At 42.3% G+C, this 24,711-nt stretch carries 30 protein-coding genes, 1 tRNA gene and 1 pseudogene; 18 read left to right on the top strand and 14 right to left on the bottom strand.

Annotated features, from left to right (window positions below; all coding sequences use genetic code 11):
• Window positions 1-19: 19 nt before the first annotated feature.
• Together H8Z82_RS04000 and H8Z82_RS03995 are read right to left on the bottom strand one after the other, a co-directional pair.
• Window positions 20-1,063: a V0D/AC39 family V-type ATPase subunit gene (locus H8Z82_RS04000; protein ID WP_186994332.1), complete on the bottom strand. Its 1,044-nt coding sequence runs from the start codon at window positions 1,061-1,063 to the stop codon at window positions 20-22.
• A 35-nt stretch (window positions 1,064-1,098) separates the two neighbouring features.
• Window positions 1,099-1,410 carry a hypothetical protein gene (locus tag H8Z82_RS03995; RefSeq protein WP_186994331.1) on the bottom strand — a complete coding sequence of 104 codons (312 nt, stop codon included), beginning with the start codon at window positions 1,408-1,410 and terminating at the stop codon, window positions 1,099-1,101.
• Between the two features lie 345 nt (window positions 1,411-1,755).
• Between H8Z82_RS03995 and trmB the strand changes: the two genes are divergently transcribed.
• The 3 genes from trmB to H8Z82_RS03980 all read left to right on the top strand — a co-directional run bounded on the left by trmB (window position 1,756) and on the right by H8Z82_RS03980 (window position 2,938).
• Window positions 1,756-2,418, top strand: a complete 663-nt coding sequence (trmB, locus tag H8Z82_RS03990) for a tRNA (guanosine(46)-N7)-methyltransferase TrmB (RefSeq protein ID WP_186994330.1) — start codon at window positions 1,756-1,758, stop codon at window positions 2,416-2,418.
• 182 nt (window positions 2,419-2,600) lie between these two features.
• Window positions 2,601-2,771, top strand: coding sequence for a hypothetical protein (locus tag H8Z82_RS03985; RefSeq protein WP_173743078.1), 171 nt, complete (start codon window positions 2,601-2,603; stop codon window positions 2,769-2,771).
• Window positions 2,772-2,865: 94 nt separating this feature from the next.
• Window positions 2,866-2,938: transfer RNA gene (locus H8Z82_RS03980), tRNA-Lys, on the top strand.
• A 141-nt stretch (window positions 2,939-3,079) separates the two neighbouring features.
• On the opposite strand, the gene H8Z82_RS03975 is transcribed toward H8Z82_RS03980, so the two are convergent.
• The 11 genes from H8Z82_RS03975 to H8Z82_RS03925 form a co-directional block, all read right to left on the bottom strand.
• Entirely contained in the window at window positions 3,080-4,048 is a 969-nt protein-coding gene (locus tag H8Z82_RS03975) for a tyrosine-type recombinase/integrase (protein ID WP_186994329.1), read from the bottom strand.
• A 105-nt stretch (window positions 4,049-4,153) separates the two neighbouring features.
• Entirely contained in the window at window positions 4,154-5,734 is a 1,581-nt protein-coding gene (locus tag H8Z82_RS03970) for a hypothetical protein (protein ID WP_186994328.1), read from the bottom strand.
• Between the two features lie 334 nt (window positions 5,735-6,068).
• Window positions 6,069-6,683 carry a zonular occludens toxin domain-containing protein gene (locus H8Z82_RS03965; RefSeq protein ID WP_186994327.1) on the bottom strand — a complete coding sequence of 205 codons (615 nt, stop codon included), beginning with the start codon at window positions 6,681-6,683 and terminating at the stop codon, window positions 6,069-6,071.
• Window positions 6,683-6,892: a hypothetical protein gene (locus tag H8Z82_RS03960; RefSeq protein ID WP_186994326.1), complete on the bottom strand. Its 210-nt coding sequence runs from the start codon at window positions 6,890-6,892 to the stop codon at window positions 6,683-6,685. The genes H8Z82_RS03965 and H8Z82_RS03960 overlap by 1 nt, the downstream gene beginning before the upstream one ends.
• A gap of 14 nt (window positions 6,893-6,906) precedes the next feature.
• A complete protein-coding gene (locus H8Z82_RS03955) occupies window positions 6,907-7,143 on the bottom strand; it encodes a hypothetical protein (RefSeq protein WP_186994325.1) in 237 nt (78 codons plus the stop codon).
• Between the two features lie 7 nt (window positions 7,144-7,150).
• Window positions 7,151-8,542, bottom strand: a complete 1,392-nt coding sequence (locus H8Z82_RS03950; RefSeq protein ID WP_186994324.1) for a hypothetical protein — start codon at window positions 8,540-8,542, stop codon at window positions 7,151-7,153.
• A gap of 152 nt (window positions 8,543-8,694) precedes the next feature.
• Entirely contained in the window at window positions 8,695-8,961 is a 267-nt protein-coding gene (locus H8Z82_RS03945; RefSeq protein ID WP_186994323.1) for a major coat protein, read from the bottom strand.
• 19 nt (window positions 8,962-8,980) lie between these two features.
• Complete coding sequence (locus H8Z82_RS03940) at window positions 8,981-9,220, bottom strand: hypothetical protein (RefSeq protein ID WP_186994322.1); 240 nt, start codon at window positions 9,218-9,220, stop codon at window positions 8,981-8,983.
• Between the two features lie 9 nt (window positions 9,221-9,229).
• A complete protein-coding gene (locus tag H8Z82_RS03935) occupies window positions 9,230-9,670 on the bottom strand; it encodes a hypothetical protein (RefSeq protein WP_186994321.1) in 441 nt (146 codons plus the stop codon).
• A gap of 16 nt (window positions 9,671-9,686) precedes the next feature.
• Entirely contained in the window at window positions 9,687-10,016 is a 330-nt protein-coding gene (locus tag H8Z82_RS03930) for a hypothetical protein (protein ID WP_186994320.1), read from the bottom strand.
• A gap of 729 nt (window positions 10,017-10,745) precedes the next feature.
• The gene (locus tag H8Z82_RS03925) at window positions 10,746-11,081 is read right to left on the bottom strand and encodes a hypothetical protein (RefSeq protein ID WP_186994319.1); all 336 of its coding nucleotides are present in this window, start codon (window positions 11,079-11,081) and stop codon (window positions 10,746-10,748) included.
• 165 nt (window positions 11,082-11,246) lie between these two features.
• On the opposite strand from H8Z82_RS03925, the gene H8Z82_RS03920 reads away from it, so the two are divergent.
• From H8Z82_RS03920 to guaA, 4 genes are all read left to right on the top strand, one after another.
• Window positions 11,247-11,600: a helix-turn-helix domain-containing protein gene (locus tag H8Z82_RS03920; RefSeq protein ID WP_186994318.1), complete on the top strand. Its 354-nt coding sequence runs from the start codon at window positions 11,247-11,249 to the stop codon at window positions 11,598-11,600.
• Window positions 11,601-11,612: 12 nt separating this feature from the next.
• Window positions 11,613-11,903 carry a hypothetical protein gene (locus H8Z82_RS03915; protein WP_186994317.1) on the top strand — a complete coding sequence of 97 codons (291 nt, stop codon included), beginning with the start codon at window positions 11,613-11,615 and terminating at the stop codon, window positions 11,901-11,903.
• Between the two features lie 364 nt (window positions 11,904-12,267).
• Window positions 12,268-14,604 (top strand): ferrous iron transport protein B, encoded by a 2,337-nt coding sequence (gene feoB / locus H8Z82_RS03910; RefSeq protein ID WP_186994316.1) that lies wholly within the window; start codon window positions 12,268-12,270, stop codon window positions 14,602-14,604.
• Between the two features lie 562 nt (window positions 14,605-15,166).
• Window positions 15,167-16,744 (top strand): glutamine-hydrolyzing GMP synthase, encoded by a 1,578-nt coding sequence (gene guaA / locus H8Z82_RS03905; protein ID WP_019163218.1) that lies wholly within the window; start codon window positions 15,167-15,169, stop codon window positions 16,742-16,744.
• 225 nt (window positions 16,745-16,969) lie between these two features.
• Here the strand turns inward: guaA and H8Z82_RS03900 are convergent, their stop codons facing one another.
• A complete protein-coding gene (locus tag H8Z82_RS03900) occupies window positions 16,970-17,503 on the bottom strand; it encodes a helix-turn-helix domain-containing protein (protein WP_186994315.1) in 534 nt (177 codons plus the stop codon).
• A gap of 180 nt (window positions 17,504-17,683) precedes the next feature.
• On the opposite strand from H8Z82_RS03900, the gene H8Z82_RS03895 reads away from it, so the two are divergent.
• The 11 genes and pseudogenes from H8Z82_RS03895 (at window position 17,684) to H8Z82_RS17070 (ending at window position 24,665) form a co-directional block, all read left to right on the top strand.
• A complete protein-coding gene (locus H8Z82_RS03895) occupies window positions 17,684-17,872 on the top strand; it encodes a transcriptional regulator (protein WP_025580398.1) in 189 nt (62 codons plus the stop codon).
• Window positions 17,872-18,963 carry a site-specific integrase gene (locus H8Z82_RS03890; protein ID WP_186994314.1) on the top strand — a complete coding sequence of 364 codons (1,092 nt, stop codon included), beginning with the start codon at window positions 17,872-17,874 and terminating at the stop codon, window positions 18,961-18,963. Before H8Z82_RS03895 ends, H8Z82_RS03890 begins: the two co-directional genes overlap by 1 nt.
• Window positions 18,953-19,288 (top strand): plasmid mobilization protein, encoded by a 336-nt coding sequence (locus tag H8Z82_RS03885; protein ID WP_119247563.1) that lies wholly within the window; start codon window positions 18,953-18,955, stop codon window positions 19,286-19,288. The genes H8Z82_RS03890 and H8Z82_RS03885 overlap by 11 nt, the downstream gene beginning before the upstream one ends.
• A complete protein-coding gene (locus tag H8Z82_RS03880) occupies window positions 19,278-20,420 on the top strand; it encodes a helicase RepA family protein (protein ID WP_186994313.1) in 1,143 nt (380 codons plus the stop codon). Before H8Z82_RS03885 ends, H8Z82_RS03880 begins: the two co-directional genes overlap by 11 nt.
• A gap of 96 nt (window positions 20,421-20,516) precedes the next feature.
• Window positions 20,517-20,750: a complexin-2 gene (locus tag H8Z82_RS03875; RefSeq protein ID WP_182448591.1), complete on the top strand. Its 234-nt coding sequence runs from the start codon at window positions 20,517-20,519 to the stop codon at window positions 20,748-20,750.
• 387 nt (window positions 20,751-21,137) lie between these two features.
• Window positions 21,138-22,572: pseudogene (locus tag H8Z82_RS03870) on the top strand (MobA/MobL family protein).
• Window positions 22,573-22,589: 17 nt separating this feature from the next.
• Window positions 22,590-22,964: a TnpV protein gene (locus tag H8Z82_RS03865; RefSeq protein ID WP_186994312.1), complete on the top strand. Its 375-nt coding sequence runs from the start codon at window positions 22,590-22,592 to the stop codon at window positions 22,962-22,964.
• A 95-nt stretch (window positions 22,965-23,059) separates the two neighbouring features.
• Window positions 23,060-23,230, top strand: a complete 171-nt coding sequence (locus tag H8Z82_RS03860; RefSeq protein ID WP_182279275.1) for a hypothetical protein — start codon at window positions 23,060-23,062, stop codon at window positions 23,228-23,230.
• A 107-nt stretch (window positions 23,231-23,337) separates the two neighbouring features.
• Window positions 23,338-24,015, top strand: coding sequence for a hypothetical protein (locus tag H8Z82_RS03855; protein ID WP_186994311.1), 678 nt, complete (start codon window positions 23,338-23,340; stop codon window positions 24,013-24,015).
• A 28-nt stretch (window positions 24,016-24,043) separates the two neighbouring features.
• Window positions 24,044-24,499: a hypothetical protein gene (locus H8Z82_RS03850; protein ID WP_186994310.1), complete on the top strand. Its 456-nt coding sequence runs from the start codon at window positions 24,044-24,046 to the stop codon at window positions 24,497-24,499.
• Between the two features lie 19 nt (window positions 24,500-24,518).
• The gene (locus H8Z82_RS17070; RefSeq protein WP_207724615.1) at window positions 24,519-24,665 is read left to right on the top strand and encodes a hypothetical protein; all 147 of its coding nucleotides are present in this window, start codon (window positions 24,519-24,521) and stop codon (window positions 24,663-24,665) included.
• The last annotated feature ends 46 nt before the right edge of the window (window positions 24,666-24,711 follow it).

Here is a 24,711-nt window from a genome sequence, read left to right as displayed (position 1 = left end):
ATTGTCACCTCCTGTTTGGTTAATTGTTCTTAATATATTCTATGGCTTCTGCGGGAGCCACACCGTAGCGAACGCACTCAATGGCGATGGTCAGACGGTTTACCTCATGTTCTTTGTGGTATAAATAGGAATAGATCATAGCCACAGAGTATGGATTCCGGTGTGCTTCCTTTTCCAGGACAGTTCGCAGAATATAGTTGTAGAATTCCTCAAGGTTGGCTATAGACAGCTTGTCATATTTGGCGCCATACCAGGTCTTCTGGAAAATCCTGCGGCTTTCTTCGACAGTGGGAGCCTCTACCAGAGCGGTGATCTCTTCTTTTTTCAGTTTGTAGTTCATTGGGATCAGCAGGGCATAAATGTCTGCCGGCTGCATACCGTAACAGCGTTTGGAACGCTGGATAAATTGCAGATTCAGCATATCAAATTTCTCACCGTAGGTCCGGGTAATTTCTTCCAGGTCTTTGCCGCTGAAAAGCTTCTTTTTCAGATTCCAGATCTGTGTGAAGTAATACAGATCCAGTGCCATGCCGTAATCAAAAAGCAGGGCGTTTTCATGCTCCTGGATTTTACACAAGGGATGATAGAATTCGTTTCCTTTCAGGCTGTTGATCAGCTCCTCCATAGTGGCGCAGGTGGTGAGCCGGTCCACATCAATTTTGGAGTGATGTCGGAAAAAATCCCGGTAAGGGGAGACATCTACAGGGTCCGTGGTGCGGTGGTCAAAAATATTGGTCATGACCTCCTTGAGTACACGGATTTCATAACGACTGGAATACAGATCCAGGAATTTGCGCTGTTCCGGATTGGCAAAATGGTAGAGCCTGGAGAAATTCTGGAAAATAGATTTCTTCAGAAGCTTTTCAATCTGCCCTCTGTGCAGAGTGGTTTCATCCAGCGAATTCCATTTGGAGGAATATTCCGGCATTCGTTTCAGATAGGCGGCTACCTGTTGGACATCTGTCAGCTGAAGGATTTCTTCAAACTGGTCCATGGTGGTCAGCCGGCTTTGCATTGCGCGGATTTTCGTGGAAAGTCCGCTGTAGGAGAGTACACCTCCCATTTTGTGTTCACTTCCTTTCCTATTAACAGTGCTTTTTACAGTTCCAGGATCTTCTGGAAAAGTTCTTTGGAAAGGCACACGTGATTTTCATCATAATATGTGTCCAGAGCGGAAAAGGTTGCTTCTGTTTCTGCACGCAGGGCAGAGAGGCGTGTATCTTTTTCCTCTTCCAGTTTCTGACGGATCTGCCGGATCTGGGCAGTGGTCTGAGCTTCCAGCTGTTGGTCGTAATCCTGACAGTTTTTTTCTGCTTCTGCAGATAGCTGCTGCTTAGTCTGATTACAGTCTTCCATGATGTGCTGGGCTGTAAGTTCGATTTCAGATAATTTGTTAAGTATCTGCTCCATCTTCAACCTCCTTTGTTGGCAAAATTTTACAAAAAAGACAGATGTACTATGTGCAAAATAGTAATATCTGTTAGATATCATACACCTATTTGGAGAAAAAAACCATCTAAATTTTACATATGGGTAAAAATTTGATAATTATTTACCGAAGCAGCGGAGCAGTTATTTGGTTATGAGCAAGTAGGGAAGTGTATCGCAAAGAAGGGAACGAACAGCAACACAGGGGATTGGTGAGGCTGGCAGCAGTGTGGATGGTAGTTGACGTGAGGGGGCGGTTATGGTACGTTATAAAGATGATGTTGGGGTTTTATCCCCATGACGATAGAAAGGGTATCAGGAGGATTTATGAGATTAAGAAATATACCGGGAGCGCAGGATGCGATTTTGGAGAGTGCCTATGTAATTCAGGAGCCGGAGAAGCATAAGGGAAGCTGGGGAGATTTGTTTGAGAAAAAGCAGCCCCTTCATATTGAGGTTGGTATGGGGAAAGGGCGTTTTCTTATGGATCTAGCCAGGCTGCATCCGGAAATTAATTATGTAGGAATTGAGATGTATGACAGTGTGCTTCTGAGAGGGCTGCAGAAGAGGGCGGAACTGGAACAGGAGGGGATCACTTATCCGAATCTTTATTTTATGCGGGTGGATGCCAGACTTTTGCCGGAGATTTTTGCAAAGGGTGAGGTGGATAAGATTTACCTGAATTTCTCTGATCCCTGGCCAAAGGCACGTCATGCGAAAAGACGCCTGACTTCCAGGCAGTTTCTGACACGATATGATCAGATCCTGGTGCCGGAGGGTAAGGTAGAGTTTAAGACAGATAACAGAGAGCTGTTTGAGTTTTCCCTGGAAGAGGTGAAGGATGCAGGATGGAATCTGGATGCATTTACCTTTGATCTGCATCATGATGCTCAGATGTCTGAGGGAAATGTAATGACGGAATATGAGGAGAAATTTTCCTCTATGGGGAATCCTATTTGTAAGATGGTAATCTCCAGAGGACAGAACTGAAAGATGGAGAAGAATCGTATCATGGGAGTGATACGGAGGCGTGAGAACGATATTCAGAGGACAGAAGTGAAAGATAGAGAAGAACAGAGCATAGAATAAGAATAAGAGTTTGCCAGGGCAGGTGTGCAGGCAGGAGGGCTGATCTTCAGGCTGCCTGTGCAGAATGTCCGCAGGAGTTGCCGGTGAAGCGTAAACGGAAGGGTTCTTTCCATAATAAAATGATCCAGTTCAGCTATGAGCACAGAACCGTGCCAAATGCCTTTAATGAACTGCGAAAATCCGTGGAAGAAGTCAACAATATGCTGAATAAGCTGTCTGAAAAGGATAAAAAAAAGGAAAAACAAAAAAAATAAAAAAATTTTAAAATACCTATTGACATTTTCTGAGGTATTTAATATAATATCACTTGCGTTGAGGCACAATACCTCAGAAAATTAAAGATGATAAGCGCTTTTAGCTCAGCTGGTAGAGCACCTGACTCTTAATCAGGGTGTCCAGGGTTCGAGCCCCTGAAGGCGCACTAAAGACACTGTTTTTGCAGACGTAGGAGCTGCGGGGACGGTGTTTTTCTTTGTTGATAGAAAATAAAGGTAACGGGAAAAGTGAAAAAAGAAAGTGTTTATGCCTTTATGAGGAAGTTCCCATAAGGGCATAAACGTAACTAATAGAATCTTTTGAAAAAAACAGGATCCAAAGGATAAATATCTTCATGCAGAAGTTCTGCCTGCTGAGCAAGATGCAGATACATTTTGGTTGTTTTGTAATCGGAATGTCCCAGGAGCAGCCGGAGCATTTCAATGTTACCACCGCCCTTGATGTAAGAGGTCGCAAATGTATGTCTGCAAAGATGGGGATGCAGCCTTTCTATTGCTGACTTCTTTTTGATCCGGGCAAATAATTGTTTGATAACATTCTGGTTGATGGGTTCTTGCTGTCTCATCTGCAGGAAGACAAACGATTTAGGGTGAAGCTCTGTATAATTCCGGTAGATCACACAGTATTTCATTAAATTGACTTTAAGCCGGGGGCAAAGAATAACAAGCCGGGTTCTGGCACGTTTGGATTTGTAAATCTGTATGATGTTCTTTTCAAAAAGAAGATCACAAAACCGAATGTTGATCACTTCGGAAGAACGAAGGCCTGCATCCAGCATTAAATGAACAATGCACCAATTCCGGAGACCAAACTCCGTTTTGAGGTTAAAAAGCTTGTCGATCTGCTGGACTTCGGACTGATACAGGGGGATGATTTCCCCTGCATCATCATTCGGAAGCTTAACCTTGTATGTAAAATCATGACCATAATCATTATCTTTGCAGAAATTGGCAAAGACTTTGATCGATCTGCAATATGTCCGGATGCTGGTAGAGGACAACAGTTCTGAGGACGGTTCCAGAAAAGGATGATTCTGGAACTTGGGACGTTTCCGAAGATACTTAATATAATTCTGGAACAGTTCCTTTGTAATTTCCTCACAATCAATTTCATTAGTTGGTCTGTTAAAAACTCCAGATACATAAGTAAAAAAATTAGTCAGGTTTTCCTGGTAATACATCAGGGTCTTATCTACACAGGAAGTTTCCCGGTCAGCCATGAAGATCTGGAAAGCCTGGTCAATAGTTATAGACATGTATATCACTCCTTTTGTATCTCATTTCTTTCTGCAGATGCAGCTGATCAGAACGTTGCAGCATGATTTTTAAGATACATGATTGTAATTGTATTTTTCAGATGCTTATGGTATTATGTCAGTAGATACTTCACCAGTATTGATATTGACTATCTGATACTCATGAGTAACACTACTTACATAAGTGTCCGCCAGTTCACTGCTATTGAATTGGCGGGCTTTTTTCTGTTTGTAGCGTAATGCGTCATGAATATCATTATCATTCAGCTGACAAAGTGCTTCCACACAATCCTGTACCACATTATCATTATTGATTCCCCTGGTATAAATCCCAAGAGTTATAGCTGCATTGATCACACGCTTTTTCATTATGTCACTGTTAAGCTGCCTGCAGTACTGCCGGATCAGTTTCACATCCTTTGAACGGACGTTGACATCAATCATCCTGCAGCTCCGGAGCGCATACCAGAAAGCACACAGTTCCCGTCTTGATTTGTTGCTGTCCCCCTCAGGGCGAACCATCCGGAAGACGAAGAAAGTCAGATAATCGGCAATGATCTTCCTGTTATCAAAATAATCATAGATACGCTTTGCCGTTTCCTTGGAGCTGTTATCCCGGAAAGGTACCAGTTCATAAGTCTTGGTGTGTTTCCTCATGGTCTGGTATTCCACGTTCATGATCAGGTTGATCTTGGGTGTTAATGTATCTGCAAGTTTATGCAGCGTATCCGGGGACATAGTTACTTTACCTTCTACAACATGACAGCACTGCTCCCGGAGCTCCGGATCAGAACCATATTCACTGTAATATTTCAGCCTGGCAGTATCCAGGTATTCCCAGGAGTGCCGCTTATAGCATTCCTCGTAACAATACAGATCATAACGGTTGATCAGACCGTTGAACAGCCAGACCTTGAAGAACCATGGTTTATAATTCTTCTCAATAACTTCTTTGCTTTTCAGATAGATACGGATAAATACCTTGTCTGAACGTTTCCCCATAGATACATAATCAATCTCATAGCCCTCTGAACCGACCTTTGCAGTATGAATCAGGGCATCCTTGAAGCGGTCAACCCTCATTTTGTAGAAATTCTCAGGAGAAAAGAACTTTTCCGGGTTACTTAAGTAGTTGCTGTGCCAACAATAGTCAATCCTGTTTTCCTGGCAGTAAGCAATATGTAAACCAAAATAATCACAGATCAGCTTTACATAATGATAAGACCTCTCAAAGGCTTCATGCACTCCATACATCCATAACATATAAGATCTAATCTGTACCACGATCTCAGACGTAACAGACAGCCCGCCATCAGAAGAATGAGGGACAACAGGAGCAATAAATATGTCAAACCATTCCGGGCACTGTAAGCAGATGTTGAAAAAACCAGCAAAACTGCCAGGGCAAAAGTTAAGACTACGATCAAAACCATCAAAGAAGACCGGGAGGGATTCTCCGTATCTGGAAGCAAGAAAAGACTTTTTCTTCTCAAAATACTTTCTAAACTGTGCCACATTTGGATCATTGGAATCATCAGTAAAATCCTCCACTAATTTCACGGAATAATAAAAGGTATCAATGTTATGCAGGAACTTCTTTTGTTTGAAGTCAAACCAGTATTTTTGGTTTTCATCATCCAATTCCTGGTATATTTTAGTTGTGTTTAAATGCTTCTTAATATCCAATTTCACACCTCACTTTACTTTACTAAAGTTTTTCCCCAAATGGCAGTTTGGGGAAATTTTAAAATTGCCATTTTCGCCAGTATTTACAAGGCTTTCACATGAATTTTGTATGTATTTTCAGACCACGTATTACAGGCCCGTGGCAGGGGGCAGTAACGTAACTCCGGCAGCACTGCCGCGCGGTCAGACGGGTCCCCCCAACCCCCGTCTTCCCACACAGCAGGGCTGACGGAGTTTCTGGACAGCCGCCGGCTCTGGGACTGCCAGCCGTTTCCTGAAATGTATCTCAAAATTTCTGCAGAAAGCCTGGCAGATCCGGAGGAAATGAGATACATCATTCCGGGGCATCCAGCATCAGGTAAGTATCATATAGCGAGTAATATTTCCGCTTACACTTGAAAAACTCACTGCTTACCTTCTCCTTCATCGGGTACCAGACTTTTACACTGACAAAAAGCTTGGGGGACAGCATGATCGCACAGAGGAACATTCCCCGGAGACCAAAGTTACTTACCTTCCTGTGAATATATTCATACTCGATCAGGCTCCGGATCTGGCGATCGATCATCCGGTCGAACTGGGCTACCAGGATAATGTCATAGCCATAATGCCTATGCAGCGTAAAGAATGATAGCCACTTATCCCGTCCGGACTTACTCCAATCCCTGGCATTAAACATTAACTGACACTCATCAATGACCAGGAGCAGGGAACCCTCCTTTACTTTTTTACCCTGGAAATGTTTCTGGGAGAACTCAATCAGGAACTCCGGGGTAATCTCAAGGTTACTCTTATAACAGAACAGATCACGCTTTTTCTTAGGGATCCGGTTTAGGTTAATGGGAAAGTTGCACACAGTCGGACGGCCAGCACGGAGCAGATGGTATAACCTTTCTGCTACATGCAGACTTTTCCCTGATCCGGGAGTCCCGGAGTATAAGAAAATCATCAGATCACCCCTTTATATTTTTCCTTTTCGGGTTCAGTACAATATTCTGGATTATTTGCGAAACAGCAATCACTGCAGCCTTTGTAATATCCGCACTCTTCACAGGTACAATGTTCATAACCATACTCCGGATATTCATTAGCAAGTGCATTAGGACAACTGCCGTCAACACAGGTTATGCCGCAATAGCTTGGACATCTTGTTTTCATTTGCATACTTACCTCTATTCAATCAATTTAATCCAACGGGCTAATACACTATACAGATAAAAAAGTGCGATAGCAGCAAGCCAGGCAGCTCCGATCTTGAGGCAAGTTCCTACCGGAACAAAATAGTTCAGATAACCAAGATAGGGAAGCTGGGACAGGTTATCAATGGCATCCGCAAAGGGAGAGAGCGGAAGCAGAGACAGGAGCACGGACAGCAGCTTGTCCAAGATTTCTTTCATAAACTTAATCATATAATCATCACCCCTTAATCATCTGTTGACGGGTTATCATCAGCAATCCAATGATAAAAAATATGATTTCAAAGATCCGGAAGATCTTGATCACTGGTTCATAGTCTGACATATCAAGCTTAAATGTATGATGATAGTCAAGGATTTTTTTGCCAGTCCAGGGATTTTCTAATTCCAGATCTAAAGGAAACTCAAACACCGGAGCTTCCGGCTCTGCTTCAAATGCCTGGATCAGATGGACTAGATCAAAAGGAATACAAAACGGGAAAACAAGCCGGAGATCTGCTTTATAATCATCTGGATTTACATCAGTAGTTGTATCATCTGGCTTTGGAGAGACCTCAGGATCAGGATTAGGGTTAGGATTAGGATTGGGGTCAGGATTAGGAGCTACAGTTGGCTGCGGTTGCGGATTTTGTTTTAATTGATCAATTAATTCTTGAACAGAGTTCGGTGACTGTTGCGGATTTGTCTTTAACTTATTAGCAAGATCTATTAATTGAGCAATAGAAGGAATCTGTAAAGGCTGCGGAGCTTGCTGAGGATATTCCAACTTACCATTATTTTTATAAGTGTCCTGCAGATCTGGATGAACCCAAATGTTTTCTTTTACATATTTATCTGCATTAGCAAGTTGTTCTTGTGCCCAAGATTCAGATTCATTCGGAATATTATTATAATCACCTAATGAACAAGTTATTGCATTATAATGAGACATTTCACCAATAGAACCCGTTTTAAAATAATGATATGATACAGCACGATATAATTGAGCCCGTTCGCCCCAAATACGATACCCAACTTTTCCTAAATAAATAGAATAATATGTATTATGATCTTCCACACAATAATATGGATAACCTGATATCAATAAATGATCAAGCAAATCTAACGGCATATTGTCAGATAATTGTTGCGGTTTTCCCATCATCTTATCCCAAAGACTGGAAACCGCCTTACTCATACATTCCCAAACCCCGGCACCAGCTGCAGCTCCGAGAACAATTTTTCCGGTATTCTTCATATTCTGTATTACTTCTTTAAAACTGGGGATATCTGAACCAGTAACACCAGGTGTTGGAGTCGGTCCAGAACCACCACCACCTTTTTTTCGTTCTTCCTCATATACAGCTTCCATGTATTCAGCCCAATGAGCAGCCTGTGTTTCTCTCCAATATTCATCTTGGGCAGTTTTTGGATCTTCTGTTAATGTTGAAACCATTTCAGTTGTAAAAATCGAGATACCAAAAGAAAGCAAAATACCCTCAATAACTTCCAATGCTGTATAACCTGCCACAATTTCCGCAGCCTGAGCTGTCTGGTATGATCCGAAAATTCCGATCACCAGCATATTAACAGCCAGTATCACAGCCACAAGTTTTTTCTTTATCCTTCTCAATTTTCCCCCTTTCCTGTATCTCATTCCTTTGCTGCAGGAATCCGGATCCGGCTCATGCTGCGTTATTTTTGAGATACATTTGCATAAAAAAGGTGAGGAAGGTGTCTCCCTCCCTCACCTTACACCATGTAAGTAACCCGTTCTGAAAACCCTCAGGCTTTATTTGCAACTTTCTTAAATGCTTTGATACCAAATCCAACAAGGAGAAGAGCTCCCATAATCGGAAGTGCAATCGGAAGGATCTTTCCGACAAGGCTTGTCATAGAACTTCCAACGCTGGTAAAGGATGTTGTCAGTGCTGTCTCAACAGAAGAAAGACCAGTACCAGAAGCATCAGATGCAAATGCAGGAACAGCAGTAGCAACTGCAAGAGCTCCGCCCATTAATGCAGGGGCAATTTTCTTTTTCAGATTCATCATAGTAAAAAACCACCTTTCCTTAAACTTTTTTAAATATGTGAACAATCCCAAGATATGCGAACCCTATTATCATGAAGATGGCGCCGCTTAGGGCTCCGATCGGGATTGATTTCACCGCTATCATGTTGTAATCCTCAACAGCAAGCGTTAAGCTTTCTGTCTGTTGGGGAGCTTTCGAGACTTCCGGGGCACCATCTGTTATGTCAGCAGTGCCAGCTGTCTCTTCCTCCGGACTTGTAAACAGTTCTTCATTTTCCATATCATTCTCCTATGGCCGGATATAAGAAGCCAGGATATGAACCAGGAGCACACCAATGACCACTCCCAGCATACACATCACTGCAGGCATGGCATTCTGGACATTTTTCATATCCTGCTCAATCTGCTCATCTTTCAGGACAATCTGCATCAGTAATTCCTGCTGGCTTTCCAACAGTTCATTCTGCTTTGTCAGCAACTCTGTATAATCAACCTGGTTTACTGGATCAGCGTCCGGAACCTCTTCCACTCCTTCACCAGGTTGACCGCCTGCAGTGCCAGCGGGATCGCCAACAGCAGAAGCTTCCCCATCCAGAGGATCCTGCTCAGCCGGTACTGGTACCGGTGTTGCAGTCGGTACAGGAGTTGCTGCCTGGATGACCTGCTGCTGAACAGTTCCCTGATCCGGTGTAAATAATGCATCCTGTCCGTCTGAGAATAAATCTGCCATGTCATTTCACCACTTCCTATTTCTTTTCAGGCTGCTCCGGTAAGATCTGCACACGGCTGAAAAAGTCCAGATCTTCCACAGTAAGGACAGGCTTGCCATCGCTTCCGATCTTCATGCCCATCTTCGCTTCATAGATGCCGGGCACAAAAGAGATCTTTTCACGTTTGGAAGCTTCCAGGGAGCATTTTGCACGCTGCTGGCCTACAGCCCCGCCTGTAGCATCCATGCGTGAGATCATCTGCTCACCGTTTTCACCATACATGAAATAATTGATTGTCATGCCTGACTGTCCGTTGTCCATTTTCCACACGTTTGCAAAAGTTACAAGAATCTTCATTTTGTCCATAAGTCAAAGACCTCCTTAAATTTTGTATGCCAGACCTGTATAAGAGCAGGAAAGGCACTGGTTAATATGTAATCCCACAATGGGGTTGTTACCATCCCCGGAAGACCGGGGGAAGAAGATAGTGTATGTTGACCCTCCACAGCGTTAGGCTGTGCATAGGGGGGAGGGTAAAGATAATTGTCTGTCCCAGGTATGCAGGAGAGTCCCGGCAGATTGAAGTAAAAAGCCGAAATTGTCTGTCCCAGGTATGCAGGAGAGTCCCGGCAGATTGAAGTAAAAAGCCGAAATTGTCTGTCCCAGGTATGCAGGAGAGTCCCGGCAGATTGAAGTAAAAAGCCGGAATTGTCTGTCCCCGGTATGCAGGAGAGTCCCGGCAGATTGAAGTAAAAAGCCGGATTTCCCTGTCGTGCCGGGGATAGGCTGCCGCCCGTTCAACAGAGCCAAAAGTAAAGGTTAAACCCTTCGGGCTCCTGCGGAGACCTTGACTTTTGTCCCTTGAATGATAGGGACAGCGGCCGCTAAAAAAGCTGAATTTGTCTGTCCCAGTGTGACATATCCCTGATAAGAGAAAGAACTCAGGACAGGAGCACATGAGGGTTAATCAAGAAGGATGCTCACCTTGCAGGCTTCACATCCTTCCTGTCTGATTCTCTATACTGGCTGTGTCCAGTCTGTCAAGGGTCGAGATGAATGAGCTTCGCTCACCCTTGACTGACTTACTGCGCAGAATCAGAAGAAGGGCAGTTCCGGATCAGCGTTTTTATCTTCCAGCAGTTTATCCATAAGGTCAGACAGATCATTTGCCTTACATTCCAGATTGGTGAGAGCACTGCGGACATCTCCGATCTTAGAGGAAATCTGCTGGAGAACATCGAGCTTCTTATACTGCTTGGCAATCTGCTGATCTAAAAGGGTAATCCTCTGTTTTTTGGATTCTTCCTGTTCCATACAGAACAGGACAAGGTTTTCAAACTTCTGGTTAAAACCTTCACCTTCAAAGTTGATCACATAATCCATCACCTGATCAGACAGGCGGACGGATTTCAAATTAACTTTCTTTGCCATTATGCACCTCCTGTATGGTGATTTAGAACAAAAACGGTTGTTAAAAGCAACGTATAATGGTAAAATTAAATATTAATAAAGTAATAAAAGTATCACTTTTTACATTCTTATTTATATCACACTATAGTGAGAATGTCAATATAAAATCTCACGGAAAGGAGAAAAATGACTGTAGGAAACCGCCTAAAAGAATGGAGAATCGAAAATAAGCTAAAAACCACAGAAATAAAGGAAAAAACGGGAATATCCACAGGAGGATTTTCTGATTATGAGAATGATAAAAAACTAATTGGTAGCAAAACACTTATAACATTAGCAGAGTTTTATGATATAGATATAAACTATATTCTCACCGGAGTGAGAAATGAACCTAAATTATCTTTGAATGAACAAGAACTCCTTGAATATTTCAATATACTTCCAGATAGAGAACAAATAAAATTTATTGGACGTCTGGAAGAAATGGCTGAAAAGTATAAAGAAGATAACCCAAAATCATCAAATTCAAAAATTGGATAAAGGAGAACAAACATGAATAACTTATTACAATATATTTTACAAGATAAAACATTACTTCTCATTTGTGCTTTAATTTTAAGTGTATTAAGCAATCTAATATATACAGTAAAAGAAAATAATACAAAACGTATCAGTAAAAAAACAATGGAAACAATTTATAATACAGAAATTGAAAAAGCACATAATGCAGGAACATCTGAAGAAAGAAAATATCATTTAGATCGTGCCTCTGGAATGTGGGAAATATATATACATATGGGATTTGAACCAAAAGTATATGAAGATGATCATATAAAACTGTAAACAATATCAATATCCACAAAACGCTGATTCCTCTTAATCAGGGTGTCCAGGGTTCGAGCCCCTGAAGGCGCACTAAAGACACTGTTTTTGCAGACGTAGGAGCTGCGGGGACGGTGTTTTTCTTTGTTGATAGAAAATAAAGGTAACGGGAAAAGTGAAAAGTAACGTGCTTTTCTTTGTTGAGAATTCACCTTGCCTACTTGACAAAAAATATCAGTTAGTATAAGCTATCCTCAGAAATTGTTATTGATAAAAAGCTTCAATAATAACGGATGGCAGGAACCTGAGATAAAAGCTTCTGCTGTGAAATAGACATAATCATAAATTACTAACTATGGCAAATTAAAAAGGTGAGCGAATTACAATGACATTAAAAGATTTGGAAATCGGAAAAAGTGCTGTGATCAAAACAGTTGGCGGTAAGGGGGCCTTGCGCCAGCATTTCCTGGATATGGGTATGATTCCTGGAGCAGAGGTTACAGTAGTGAAATTTGCACCCATGGGAGACCCTATGGAACTGCAGGTACATGGGTATGAATTGACCTTGAGACTTGCAGAAGCAGAGCAGATAGAGATCGAACAGATCCCCAGGCGGAGCAACAGCCATAAGAGAATTGATACATTAAGCGATGCAGCACATCCGGGTCTGGGTGAAGAGGGAAAATATCATTCCAAGAAGGATGAACATCCATTACCGGAGGATACTGTGCTGACCTATGCTCTGGTAGGAAACCAGAACTGTGGAAAGACTACGTTGTTTAACCAGCTGACAGGATCCAACCAGCATGTAGGAAATTTCCCGGGTGTAACTGTTGACCGTAAGACCGGTACCATTAAAGGACATCCCAATACAGAAATCACGGACTTACCTGGTATCTATTCTATGTCACCATACAGCAGCGAGGAGATTGTTTCTCGTAATTTTGTACTGGAGTCAAAGCCAAAGGCTATCATTAATATTGTAGATGCCACTAATATAGAAAGAAATCTGTATCTGACCATGCAGCTGCTGGAAATGGATATTCCTATGGTTGTAGCTCTGAATATGATGGATGAGGTAGTCGGAAATCAGGGTTCTATAGACGTGAATATGATGGAAGCTTTACTGGGAGTGCCGGTAATCCCCATTTCTGCAGCAAAAAATGAGGGCGTGGATGAATTAGTGAAGCATGCCTTACATATTGCGAAATATCAGGAGCGCCCGCTGCGCCAGGACTTTTGTGATAAAAACGATCATGAGGGATCTGTCCACCGGTGTATTCATGCGGTCATGCATCTGATCGAGGATCATGCAGCCCAGGCGGACATTCCGGCACGTTTTGCGGCAACCAAGGCGATCGAAGGGGATCCGCTGGTTCTGGAAAGGCTGAAACTTGATACAAACGAGTCGGAAATGCTGGAACATATTGTGCAGCAGATGGAGACAGAGCGTCAGGTAGATAGAAGTGCAGCCATTGCAGATATGCGGTTTGACTTTATTGAACGATTGTGTGAGCAGACAGTTGTGAAACCAATGGAAAGTAAAGAGAGGATTCGAAGCGAGAAAATAGACCGGATTCTTACCGGAAAATATACGGCAATTCCCTGCTTTATTGGAATTATGGTTCTTGTTTTTTATCTTACCTTTAATGTGATCGGTGCCTGGCTGCAAAGTCTGCTGGAAATGGGAATTGATAAAGTGTCTGAACTGGCAGATGCAGCGTTGACAGCAGCTCATGTGAACAGTGCTATGCACAGCCTGGTGATCGATGGTATTTTTACAGGAGTGGGAAGTGTACTCAGCTTTCTGCCCATTATTGTAACCCTGTTTTTCTTTTTGTCCCTGATGGAGGACAGCGGATATATTGCCCGTGTGGCATTTGTAATGGATAAGCTGTTGCGTAAGATCGGTTTATCCGGACGAAGCATTGTGCCTATGTTAATCGGATTTGGATGTACAGTTCCGGCAGTTATGGCTACGCGTACTCTTACCAGTGAGCGTGACCGAAAAATGACCATACTGCTGACACCGTTTATGAGCTGTACGGCAAAGCTTCCGATATATTCCTTTTTTGTAAGTTCCTTCTTTCCGAAGAAGGGCGGACTGATCATGGCAGGACTTTATCTGTTGGGAATTTTAGTAGGAATTTTGGTAGCATTTTTGTATAACGGAACTCTTTTTAAGGGAGATCCGGTACCTTTTGTGATGGAACTTCCGAACTATCGTCTGCCGGGAGCGAAGAATGTGACACAGCTTTTATGGGAAAAAGCGAAAGATTTTCTGCAGAGGGCATTTTCAGTGATTCTTCTGGCAACCATGGTAGTCTGGTTCCTTCAGAGCTTTGATCTGCATCTGAATTTAGTAAAGGATTCCTCTGACAGTATTCTGGCTTTGGTGGCAGGCTGTCTGGCACCTGTCTTTAAGCCTCTTGGACTGGGAGACTGGAGAATCTGTACAGCCTTGATCAGTGGATTTATGGCAAAGGAGAGTGTAGTGTCCACTCTGGAGGTTCTTTTTGCAGGAAGCATTGCATCCGTGCTTACACCACTGGCAGCAGCATCACTGCTGGCATTCAGCCTGCTTTATACTCCATGTGTGGCAGCAATTGCATCTGTGAAACGTGAACTGGGTGGCAGATGGGCGGCATTTGTAGTTCTGTGGCAGTGTGCCATTGCGTGGATCGTTGCATGGATCGTACATTTAATAGGTGGAATATGGTAGAAAAAACAATCCCGTCAGCAGCTTGTGCGTACTGCTGACGGGATTTTTACATTTTAAAAAGAAGGAGTACCGGGTCTTGCGACCCGGCAAGTATGAAAAAGAAAAAGTTTTATCAATAAAGCATTCGCTTTATCTGTTTAATACTATATAGGGAAAATGTGAGCAAAATGTGATGTGAAATTGAAAAAAATGTGATGAAATTCTAAAAAACTTATAAAATGACCTGCAAGGATAAAAAAACAGACCCGTAAAAGGCCTGTAAAAAGAAGGAGGGCCGGACCTTTCGGTCCGGCTAAGTATGAAAAAGAAAAAAGTTAAAATCTATATGATGAAAAAGCAATTGCATTTGTTCTGTAAAGCATTTGCTTTATTTGCTTATTAATATACAGGGAATTTGTGAGTAAAATGTGATGGACTGTTGAAAAAAACGTGATTAAATTCTAAAAAACTTATAAACTCAAGAGCGTGTTTAAAAAATATTTAGGTAAAATAAATATTGTAAAAGTTATGGCTGTAATTTATAATGAGATGCGAAAAAATAATGACAAACAAGGAGGAAAACATGAAGAGAGAAACAGTCGTTGTACTGGATTTCGGTGGTCAGTATAATCAGCTGGTTGCGAGACGTGTCAGAGAATGTAATGTATACTGTGAAATTTATTCCTACAAGATCGATCTTGAGAAGATAAAAGAAATGAATCCTAAGGGAATTATTCTTACCGGTGGTCCGAACAGCTGCTATGAGGCAGATTCACCTACATGTCCGAAAGAATTATTTGAACTTGGAATTCCGGTTCTGGGTCTTTGTTATGGAGCTCAACTTATGATGCATGTCCTGGGCGGAAAAGTTGAGAAAGCAGATGTCAGCGAGTACGGAAAGACAGAACTTCTGATCGATAAGACAGATTCCAGAATTTTTAAAGATGTATCTGATAAAACAATCTGTTGGATGAGTCATACAGATTATATTTCACAGATTGCACCTGGGTTTGAGATTGCGGCACATACTGCAGACTGCCCTGTAGCAACTGCACAGAATGAGGCGAAGAAGCTGTATGCGATCCAGTTCCATCCGGAAGTGCTTCATACAGTAGAAGGCAAGAAGATGCTGTCCAATTTCGTCCTTGATGTCTGTGGCTGTGCAGGAGACTGGAAAATGGATGCATTTGTTGAGAACACCATTAAAGAGATCCGTGAGAAGGTTGGAGATGGAAAAGTTCTCCTTGCTCTGTCCGGCGGAGTGGATTCTTCTGTAGCAGCAGGTCTTCTTTCCAGAGCGATCGGCAGACAGCTTACCTGTGTATTTGTAGATCATGGCCTTCTCCGCAAGGATGAGGGAGATGAGGTTGAAGCTATATTTGGACCGGAGGGACAGTTCGACCTGAACTTTATCCGTGTCAATGCACAGCAGAGATATTATGACAAGCTTGCAGGTGTTACAGAGCCTGAGGCAAAACGTAAGATTATCGGTGAAGAGTTTATCCGTATTTTTGAGGAAGAAGCTAAGAAGATCGGTGCAGTAGATTTCCTTGCACAGGGAACTATTTATCCGGATGTTGTAGAGAGTGGTCTGGGCGGCGAGTCCGCAGTGATCAAATCTCATCATAATGTAGGAGGACTTCCGGATTTCGTTGATTTCAAGGAAATCATCGAGCCGCTCCGTGATCTGTTCAAGGATGAGGTGCGTAAAGCTGGCCTGGAACTTGGACTTCCGGAAAGACTGGTGTTCCGTCAGCCATTCCCTGGACCAGGACTTGGAGTTCGTATCATCGGTGAAGTTACTGCAGAGAAAGTGCGCATTGTACAGGATGCAGACTTTATCTATCGTGAAGAGGTAGATAACGCAGCTGCTGAATATAAGAAGGAACACGGTGAGGATCCGTCCTGGATGCCGAACCAGTACTTTGCAGCGCTGACAAATATGCAGAGCGTAGGTGTTATGGGTGATTTCAGAACCTACGATTATGCAGTAGCGCTCCGCGCAGTTCAGACAGTTGACTTTATGACAGCCGAATCCTCTGAGATTCCATATGCAGTACTGAACAGAGTCATGAACCGTGTTATTAATGAGGTTAAGGGAGTTAATCGTGTATTCTACGACCTGACCAGCAAGCCACCGGGAACGATTGAGTTTGAATAAGTTGTAGTATCGTAAAAACCCAGTGTTTATGCGGGTTTGCGGCACTTCAAGAAGTCTTTTGATAACAAATTGATAACAGTTGCATAAGAGCCATTATTCTTATAATCCGGTGGTTTTATGGTTAGAGAATGATTGACAGGTGGTTGTGTAACAAATAAATCCATATTATAAACTAAGCCCTTAGCTGTGGGTATGAAACTCATGGCTAAGGGCTTTTTGTCGTCTTTATTTATCTGGTTTGAGTTGGTCTTTGAACATTTCAACTAAGGTGTCATTAAGTTCCTGTGATGGTACTTTCGCCCATCTCTGTGTGGTATCGAACTTCGGATAGTGGTAACGCCAGTTATCGTATTCTTCCTTACTGATTTCTTCGGAAGATAACTTGTCCGCCTGTTCTTTCCAAGCATAGAGCATTTTCAGTAGTTCGTGAGCGTCTTTCCCTTTGTCCTTCTTGACTTTCAGACAGACTTCTCCGTCTGCTTCGCTGACAGTCAGACCATATAAATCTTCAAGGGTAAACAAAGTGTGCATCAGTCCGATATAGCTGTCAATGTCGGGTACATCGAGGGCATGAGGGGAAACATCAAGTGCCTGTGCCAGTGCAGCAGTAAGTTCCGCTTTCGGTTTTCTTGTTCCTGTTTCATATTGTGCTAAACGCACATCGGCACTTCGTTCAGGAAAGCCGACAATCGTACCAAGATATTTTTGTGTCATTCCACGCAGAATGCGGAAAAAATGTATTCTCTCTCCAATCGCCATAATCATCGCTCCTTGTATATGTAGTGTAATTAGTATAGCAGATATGTTTAGGCGAAGTCAAGATAATACAAAACAAAAAAGTTTAATATTTTTCTCGAAACCACTTGACACAAACAAATATGCTTAGTATAATAGGCTAAAAATTAAACAAATAAGTTTAGAGAAAAAGGAGGGCAATCTATGGATAACAAATTTATTCGTGCCGAAGAAGTGGCACAGGAACTAAGCGTATCAAAGCCTTATGCTTATAAGTTAATCCGGCAGTTGAATGAGGAACTGAAAGCCAAAGGTTTTATTACGATCACAGGGCGTGTAAACCGCCAGTATTTTTATGAAAGGCTCTACGGAGCAGGAAAGGAGGAAAAGTAATGCCGGTATTTAAGAATGAAGCCAATGGAACATGGTATGTGATGGCAAGGTATGTAAACTGGAAAGGTGAGCGTAAACAGAAATGCAAGCGTGGTTTTGCTACCAAGAAAGAGGCACAGGAATGGGAGCGGATGTTCCAGTTGCAGAATGCGTCTGACCTTGATATGAGCTTTGAAGCCTTTACTGAACTGTATATCCGGGATGTGAAAAACCGTTTGAAGGAGAACACATGGTTGACAAAAGAGCATATCATCCGCACGAAGATACTTCCGTATTTTGGAAAGTTAAGAATCAGTGAGATTTCTACAAAGGAGATTATCACATGGCAGAACGAACTGCTTGCCTATCGGGATGAGAAGAAAAAGCCTTATTCCAAGACTTACCTGAAAACGCTGCATAATCAACTGTCAGCCATATTTAATCATGCGGTACGTTATTATGAGTTACGTTCCAATCCTGCCGCAAAGGTGGGAAATATGGGAAGTGAGGAACACAAGGAAATGCTGTCCTGGACAAAAGAAGAATACAAGAAGTTCTCTTTTGAGATGATGGACAAGCCAGTTTCCTTTTACGCTTTTGAAATGCTCTACTGGTGCGGTATCCGAGAAGGGGAACTGCTTGCACTGACCGCAGCGGATTTCGATTTTGAGAAAGAAACGGTCAGAATCAATAAATCCTATCAGCGGCTACACGGAGAAGATGTGATTACCACACCGAAAACAAAGAAAAGCAACCGCATAATCAAAATGCCGAAGTTCCTTTGTGAGGAAATGCAGGAGTATCTGAGTATGCTCTACGGATTGAAGAAGAAAGACCGTATCTTTACAGTCACAAAAAGTTATCTCCATCACGAGATGGACAGAGGGGCAGAAGCCGCAGGCGTAAGGCGTATTCGCATTCACGATCTCAGGCATAGTCACATCAGTCTGCTCATTGATATGGGATTTTCGGCGGTGGCGATTGCAGACCGTGTGGGGCATGAAAGCATTGACATCACTTACCAGTACGCTCATCTGTTCCCGTCAAAACAGACGGAAATGGCAGATAGATTAGATGATTTAGGGAAAGGAGAGATTGCAAATGTCAGCTAAGAACAGGGATAACAAAAACCGATGGAGAAACATCACAGTAGGATTTCGGGTATCTCCCGAAGAAAATGAACGCATCAACAAGGCGGTTGCCTTATCGGGGCTGCCCAAACAGGAATACTGTTACCGCCGCTGTCTGAATCAGGATGTGGTGGTACAGGGTAATCCGAGAGTGTATAAGGCACTCAAACTGGAACTTGCCGCTATCCTTACAGAGTTAAAGCGGATTGAAGCAGGGAACAGCGTGGATGAGGAACTGCTGAATGTAATTGAACTGATTGCCATTATTCTTGGCGGTCTGAAAGGAGAGGATGAGAATGGAGAATAAAAAAGAAAAGACTGCCCCGAATGTATCTGTTGGCGCAGATACGGAGCAGCCAATTCAAAAAATCGCTGAAAATAGTATATCCGAGTATGAGAAAAATATCAAGAGTTTTGAGGAAATGCAGAGAGAAATGCAGTTGAGTTTAGACCCATCCTATCTCAAAGCAGTTTCCATGAATGAACTGTTTGACACCCAGTATCAGAGCAAGCCGCCGCTGATCGACGGTCTGCTCTACCCCGGCACATATATTTTTGCGGGTTCTCCCAAACTGGGAAAGAGTTTTCTGATGGCACAGCTTGCCTATCATGTCAGCACAGGCACACCGCTTTGGAAGTATACCACCCGAAAAGGAACGGTACTGTATCTTGCCCTTGAGGACGATTACCGCCGCTTACAGGAACGTCTGTATCGGATGTTTGGAACAGAGAGCGCGGACAACCTTTTCTTTTCTGTTTCTGCCAGCCAGCTGGGGAAAGGGCTGGATGAACAGCTTGCAAGGTTTGTGGCAGAGCATACGGACACGAAACTGATTATCATTGATACACTTCAAAAGGTGCGTGAGGTCGGCGGAGATAATTACAGTTACGCAAACGATTATCAGATTATGGCAAGGCTGAAAAGTTTTGCAGATGCCCACGGTCTTTGTATCCTGCTCGTACACCACACAAGGAAACAGACGGCGGATGATAAGTTTGATATGATTTCGGGGACAAGCGGACTGCTCGGTGCGGCGGATGGGGCGTTTCTCCTTCAGAAAGAAAAACGGACAGGCAATGCCGCAACTTTGGAAGTATCGGGCAGAGACCAGCAAGACCAAAAGCTATATCTTATCCGCAATACAGAAACGTTATTGTGGGAACTGCAAAGGGCAGAAACCGAACTGTGGAAGGAACCGCCAGAGCCTTTACTGGATGAGATTGACGAACTTGTTATGAAGGATAAAACCTTTTGGGAAGGCTCGGCAACGGAACTGGTTTTGCTGATAAAGGTGGAAATTCAACCCCATGTCATCACACGAAAACTGAATGTTCTTTCAGGGCGATTGTATGCGGAGCATGACATTTATTATAAGAGCAACCGTACCCATGATGGAAGAAAAATACGGTTTTGGAAAGACGATACGGAAACAGCGTGACAGTTGGTGACGGTTGTGACGGTATTTTTGACAGCGGGGCGGTATCGAAATAACCGTCACAACTGTCACATACCGTCACGGAAAGGATGGGATACGATGAGAAACGTGCAAATATCACAGGAATTATTTATGCAGCTGCTCCGTTTTCACTTGATGGAAGATGAAAGCTGTGAGAGAGAAATCAAGCAGGAGTTGGAGAAAAAGTTGGACAGGATGGTCATGCGTGACCTGTTTGGAAAATCAAAAACTGCACCGACAAAGGAAGAACGGGAACAGGCAAGAAAAGAATATCTGGACAGGCGGGGAGTGTCGGAGAGTTTCCGTTGGTAATTCTTCCTTGATGATAAGGACAGGGGTGTGGCACACCCCTGTGAATAACAGACAAGGTAGGAGGTGGATATAAATTCGATTTCATTATGAATGGTGTGGTTCAAAGGTTTAAAGAAGTCGGAAAGAAAAAGTAGCCCGGATACGGGCAGAGAAAAAGGGCGGATACGCCCATAAATCTAAGCGTGAGTCCGAGAAGTAATCGGACTTTGTTAAACAAAAACAAGCCCTCGGCGTTTGAGAGCGAAATACACCCATCGCACAAAACTAAAGTTTTATGCTCTGTATATTTCGCCCTGCCGGGAGCAAACCGCCGACAGGCGGATAGGTTCGTAAACAGGTGCCTATGCACCTACTCACAATAAAGTCGGCGAGAGCTGGGAAAGGAGGATGCTTATAGGCAGACATTCATTTATCAGACAAAGCAAGCTGTCCGATGTGGCAGGAAGGATTGATTATATCTCCAATCCGAAACGACAGGAATATCTCTATGCGACCTATCAGACAGAAGGGGCAACACCGGAGTTTTGGAAAAATCTTGCAAGAGAAAATCAGTTGGATTTTAAGGCGAGTGGTTCAGCAGGGAAATGTATTGAAGGGCGTGAGTTTATCATTGCACTTCCTGAAAGTTTTGTTCAGTACAGGGCAGATGATGTGGTAAGGCTTTTTACGGAGAGTTTTCATAAAAGATATGGAGTGGAGTGCAGTGCTGCCCTTCATCACAACAAGGCAAAGACGAATTATCATATTCATCTGGTATTCAGTGAACGAAAAATGTTAGAACAACCCGAAGTAAAGATTGCTACCCGAAATATGTTTTATGATGAGCAGGGGAAGCATAGACGCACAAAGAAAGAGGTTTTAGACGAGCAGGGCAATCTTCGGGCGGGGTGCAGTATTATCCCTAAAGGGGAAGTTTATGAAAGCCATATCTTCACGAAAAAGGATGAATGGTTTAAGAACAAAGACTTTACCAAAGAAGTCAAGGAACTGTTTACCGATACGATCAACCGATATGTAAAAGAGGAATCAGAAAAACTCTCTGTATTCCAACAGGGCGGAGTATATCTGGCAACCAAGAAAATTGGAAAGAACAATCCGAAAGCAGAGGAGATAAAGGCAGACAATGCGGCAAGGCAGGAATGGAATCGGACAGTTGATGTGGCATTAGTCGAGGGCATTCCCGAAGAAGATGTTTTGAAGATAAAGCAGGAAAAAATCACAGACAAAACGCTGCAATCTATCAGGACACACGGTTGGCTGCCGGATATGTTCCGTCAGATTATCCGAGGTGCGAAAGACTTTTTGCAGGAGGTAATTTTTAAATTTAAACTACCGCCGAAGCCTGTACCAAAGATTGATTTGCAGGAATGGAAAGATATGCAGAAGCTTATGTATGAATTGCAGAGACAGTCCATGGAGATAAAACGCACACAGCAGGATATTTCTTCTTTGAAAAAGCAACTGTCAGAGTTACGAGGACTATTTAAAGGCAAAGAGCGAAAATCTCTGGAAGGGCGAATTGAACTGTTAGAGGATTTGGAAAAGCGTCTGCATAAGAAAGAGTTTGGAACAGATCGTAAAGCGGGAAGGCTATCCCAATGTGCAAGCCTTTCAGAAGGTTTATAACAAGGCAGAAGAATTGATTATAGAATACAACGAAGAACTAAGGGTATGGAAAAATCAGACGGAACAGAAGAAAGAAAAACCGTTGGAGCAGCCGAAAAAAGCGAGTGTACTGGAAAAGCTGCACCGCTATCAGCAGGAAGGCAGACAGCAGCCGAAACGGTCAGTCAAGAAAAAATCAATGGATAGAGAACGATAAGAAAGGTGGAAACGATTATGAAGAAAACAATATTTGAAGAAATAGGCGGCACTTATATCAGACACGGGGATTATCTTATCCCCTGCCTTACCTTGCCGGAGGAAGAACAAAGATTTATCGGCGTATGGGGACAAAGACATAAACGCTATTTGAAAGAACATAAGGAAGCAGTTTATATTACTTTGCTTACAAGTGGCAGGCTGAATAGTTATCTTGCAGATATAGAAGAACAGGCACAGGAACGCTTTGAAAGGATTGTAGAGCAGATGAAACAGGCACATGGGATCACGGAACGGTTAAAGGCAGAAAATCAGATGGAATGGGTAGCGAGAATAAACAATTTACAATCGTGTGCAAGGGAGATTGTGGATAAAGAAATGATTTATCAATAAGGAAAGTGATATGGTGGAAAGCAAGTCTGAAAATGGCTTGCTTTTGGCTTTACAATGTAGGCTGCTGATGTATATAATTATGATAAAGAGATAAATTGGAAGTTGTAGATTTTACAGGTTTGTTTTTAGCGAATATAGGAGCTTTATTGAAAATTTCCTCCTTGAAATTAGTATATTATATTACGAAAAATAAAGAACAGGAGGAAATTTTAAAATGGTTATCAGAAAAAAGGGTTGAAGTTATACAGAATAATGAAGAACGTTAAGAGGACATGTTTGGTGAAATGGAAAAATTAGGGATAGAGTACGTGGATTATAAAAAATTGCAGTAAAAGAAGATGAGATATTCAGAGGTGTGAAAGGAGAAAATTGTATGGAAGATCAAAGAAAGAATGAATTAGCAATTATAATAGCGGCAACAGTTGCCTTTGGATTTTTGAGCAGGTTATTAGTACGAATTCCATATATGGTATTTGGAGACTTTTCAAGTGGCTTTTTTATATCGATTGTATTGTGGTGGGTTTATAATTCTGTTTTATTTTGTGTCGCAGAGTCGATGTGTATGGATGGAGGAAATAAGAAGTATATAACAAAAAGTATAATTTTCGGATTTCTTACAACGTTAATCAAGGCTGGGATTGATACTTGTATTGATTTGACGGTAGCCCGTCAGCCGAATATGTTGATACTTGCAGCGGTTATGGAAATTTCTATGATGTTCTATATCACAGGACTATATTATTTTTTGTTTGTAAAGGTAGGAAAAAGAAAGATACAAAAAGAAAAAAAGGAAATTACAGGTTTAGTGGCAGTATTCTGCTCACTGTTAGTTCTTTATGCGGGAACTTTATTCTATTACATGAAACAAGTGCAATATGCAGTGGAGAGGTTTGGTGATATGCCGGAAGTACAAGAGTTAGGTTTAGATAATGCAATTTGGAATTTGACCACAACGCTTGGCAGAGAATCAACAACAGTTGGAACGATTGTGTATGTTGGATGTTTTATAATCATCTGGTGGATATTGGAGAAAACTACTGTTGAAGAATAAATTACGGTATGAGAAGGAGTAAATAAATATGTTGTTGGTTGCTATGGTTTTAGGTATGTTACTGATACGGAAGGTTCCTGAGAAGTGGTTTCGCTTTCTATTTCTGGCTTGTATTTTGCTGAACGTGATTTATAGAATTGAATTTCTTTCTCCTGCATTAGCAGGAGGAGTACGCTTGGTGTGCAAGAGCATGGAACTGGTTCTTTTAATAGTTGCGTTTAAGGTCTTTGATAAGCGTCCAGTTTATTTGAGTATAGGCGTGTTTTCGCTTCTTTTTTTTGGAGTTTACACGATTCCAGTTAGTGTAATCTTAGAAAATGGAGGAATGAGTGGCATATATTCTGCCTACGGAATCAGTGGAGAGGGAGTTGCAAAGGGGATAAGACTGATAGAGAGTGTGAAAACTTTATGCTTGTCCTTGGTGTATCTTTCTTTAGATGTGAGGATTTTTTTGAATATGAAGGGAAAGGAAACGAGAAGATGAGAAAGATTTTCTCAATCTTTTGAATATAGATGGAACTAAGGCGGTTTCTTTTGATATGGAAAATGAAAATGTGAAGCAAGTGGCTGAAACATTAAAGAAAAAGGAATGTATAGTCACAGAAAAGGTAAGTGATGAATGTGAGAGATACGGGGTTGCGAGTGAATAAAACTAGACATTAAGTGTTGCAAGGAGGTATTATTTTATGAATGGGA

This window comes from Blautia difficilis, assembly GCF_014297245.1.
Taxonomy (GTDB): domain Bacteria; phylum Bacillota; class Clostridia; order Lachnospirales; family Lachnospiraceae; genus Blautia_A; species Blautia_A difficilis.
Note: the sequence above shows the minus strand (reverse complement) of the source record. Positions and strands in the feature narration are given on the sequence as shown.

Coding starts and splice junctions, on each gene's coding strand:
- H8Z82_RS04000 (WP_186994332.1), bottom strand. CDS start 1,063: ATGGGAGGTGTACTCTCCTACAGCGGACTTTCCACGAAAATCCGCGCA.
- H8Z82_RS03995 (WP_186994331.1), bottom strand. CDS start 1,410: ATGGAGCAGATACTTAACAAATTATCTGAAATCGAACTTACAGCCCAG.
- trmB (WP_186994330.1), top strand. CDS start 1,756: ATGAGATTAAGAAATATACCGGGAGCGCAGGATGCGATTTTGGAGAGT.
- H8Z82_RS03975 (WP_186994329.1), bottom strand. CDS start 4,048: ATGTCTATAACTATTGACCAGGCTTTCCAGATCTTCATGGCTGACCGG.
- H8Z82_RS03965 (WP_186994327.1), bottom strand. CDS start 6,683: ATGATTTTCTTATACTCCGGGACTCCCGGATCAGGGAAAAGTCTGCAT.
- H8Z82_RS03960 (WP_186994326.1), bottom strand. CDS start 6,892: ATGAAAACAAGATGTCCAAGCTATTGCGGCATAACCTGTGTTGACGGC.
- H8Z82_RS03955 (WP_186994325.1), bottom strand. CDS start 7,143: ATGATTAAGTTTATGAAAGAAATCTTGGACAAGCTGCTGTCCGTGCTC.
- H8Z82_RS03945 (WP_186994323.1), bottom strand. CDS start 8,961: ATGATGAATCTGAAAAAGAAAATTGCCCCTGCATTAATGGGCGGAGCT.
- H8Z82_RS03940 (WP_186994322.1), bottom strand. CDS start 9,220: ATGGAAAATGAAGAACTGTTTACAAGTCCGGAGGAAGAGACAGCTGGC.
- H8Z82_RS03935 (WP_186994321.1), bottom strand. CDS start 9,670: ATGGCAGATTTATTCTCAGACGGACAGGATGCATTATTTACACCGGAT.
- H8Z82_RS03930 (WP_186994320.1), bottom strand. CDS start 10,016: ATGGACAAAATGAAGATTCTTGTAACTTTTGCAAACGTGTGGAAAATG.
- H8Z82_RS03925 (WP_186994319.1), bottom strand. CDS start 11,081: ATGGCAAAGAAAGTTAATTTGAAATCCGTCCGCCTGTCTGATCAGGTG.
- H8Z82_RS03920 (WP_186994318.1), top strand. CDS start 11,247: ATGACTGTAGGAAACCGCCTAAAAGAATGGAGAATCGAAAATAAGCTA.
- H8Z82_RS03915 (WP_186994317.1), top strand. CDS start 11,613: ATGAATAACTTATTACAATATATTTTACAAGATAAAACATTACTTCTC.
- feoB (WP_186994316.1), top strand. CDS start 12,268: ATGACATTAAAAGATTTGGAAATCGGAAAAAGTGCTGTGATCAAAACA.
- guaA (WP_019163218.1), top strand. CDS start 15,167: ATGAAGAGAGAAACAGTCGTTGTACTGGATTTCGGTGGTCAGTATAAT.
- H8Z82_RS03900 (WP_186994315.1), bottom strand. CDS start 17,503: ATGGCGATTGGAGAGAGAATACATTTTTTCCGCATTCTGCGTGGAATG.
- H8Z82_RS03895 (WP_025580398.1), top strand. CDS start 17,684: ATGGATAACAAATTTATTCGTGCCGAAGAAGTGGCACAGGAACTAAGC.
- H8Z82_RS03890 (WP_186994314.1), top strand. CDS start 17,872: ATGCCGGTATTTAAGAATGAAGCCAATGGAACATGGTATGTGATGGCA.
- H8Z82_RS03885 (WP_119247563.1), top strand. CDS start 18,953: ATGTCAGCTAAGAACAGGGATAACAAAAACCGATGGAGAAACATCACA.
- H8Z82_RS03880 (WP_186994313.1), top strand. CDS start 19,278: ATGGAGAATAAAAAAGAAAAGACTGCCCCGAATGTATCTGTTGGCGCA.
- H8Z82_RS03875 (WP_182448591.1), top strand. CDS start 20,517: ATGAGAAACGTGCAAATATCACAGGAATTATTTATGCAGCTGCTCCGT.
- H8Z82_RS03865 (WP_186994312.1), top strand. CDS start 22,590: ATGAAGAAAACAATATTTGAAGAAATAGGCGGCACTTATATCAGACAC.
- H8Z82_RS03855 (WP_186994311.1), top strand. CDS start 23,338: ATGGAAGATCAAAGAAAGAATGAATTAGCAATTATAATAGCGGCAACA.
- H8Z82_RS03850 (WP_186994310.1), top strand. CDS start 24,044: ATGTTGTTGGTTGCTATGGTTTTAGGTATGTTACTGATACGGAAGGTT.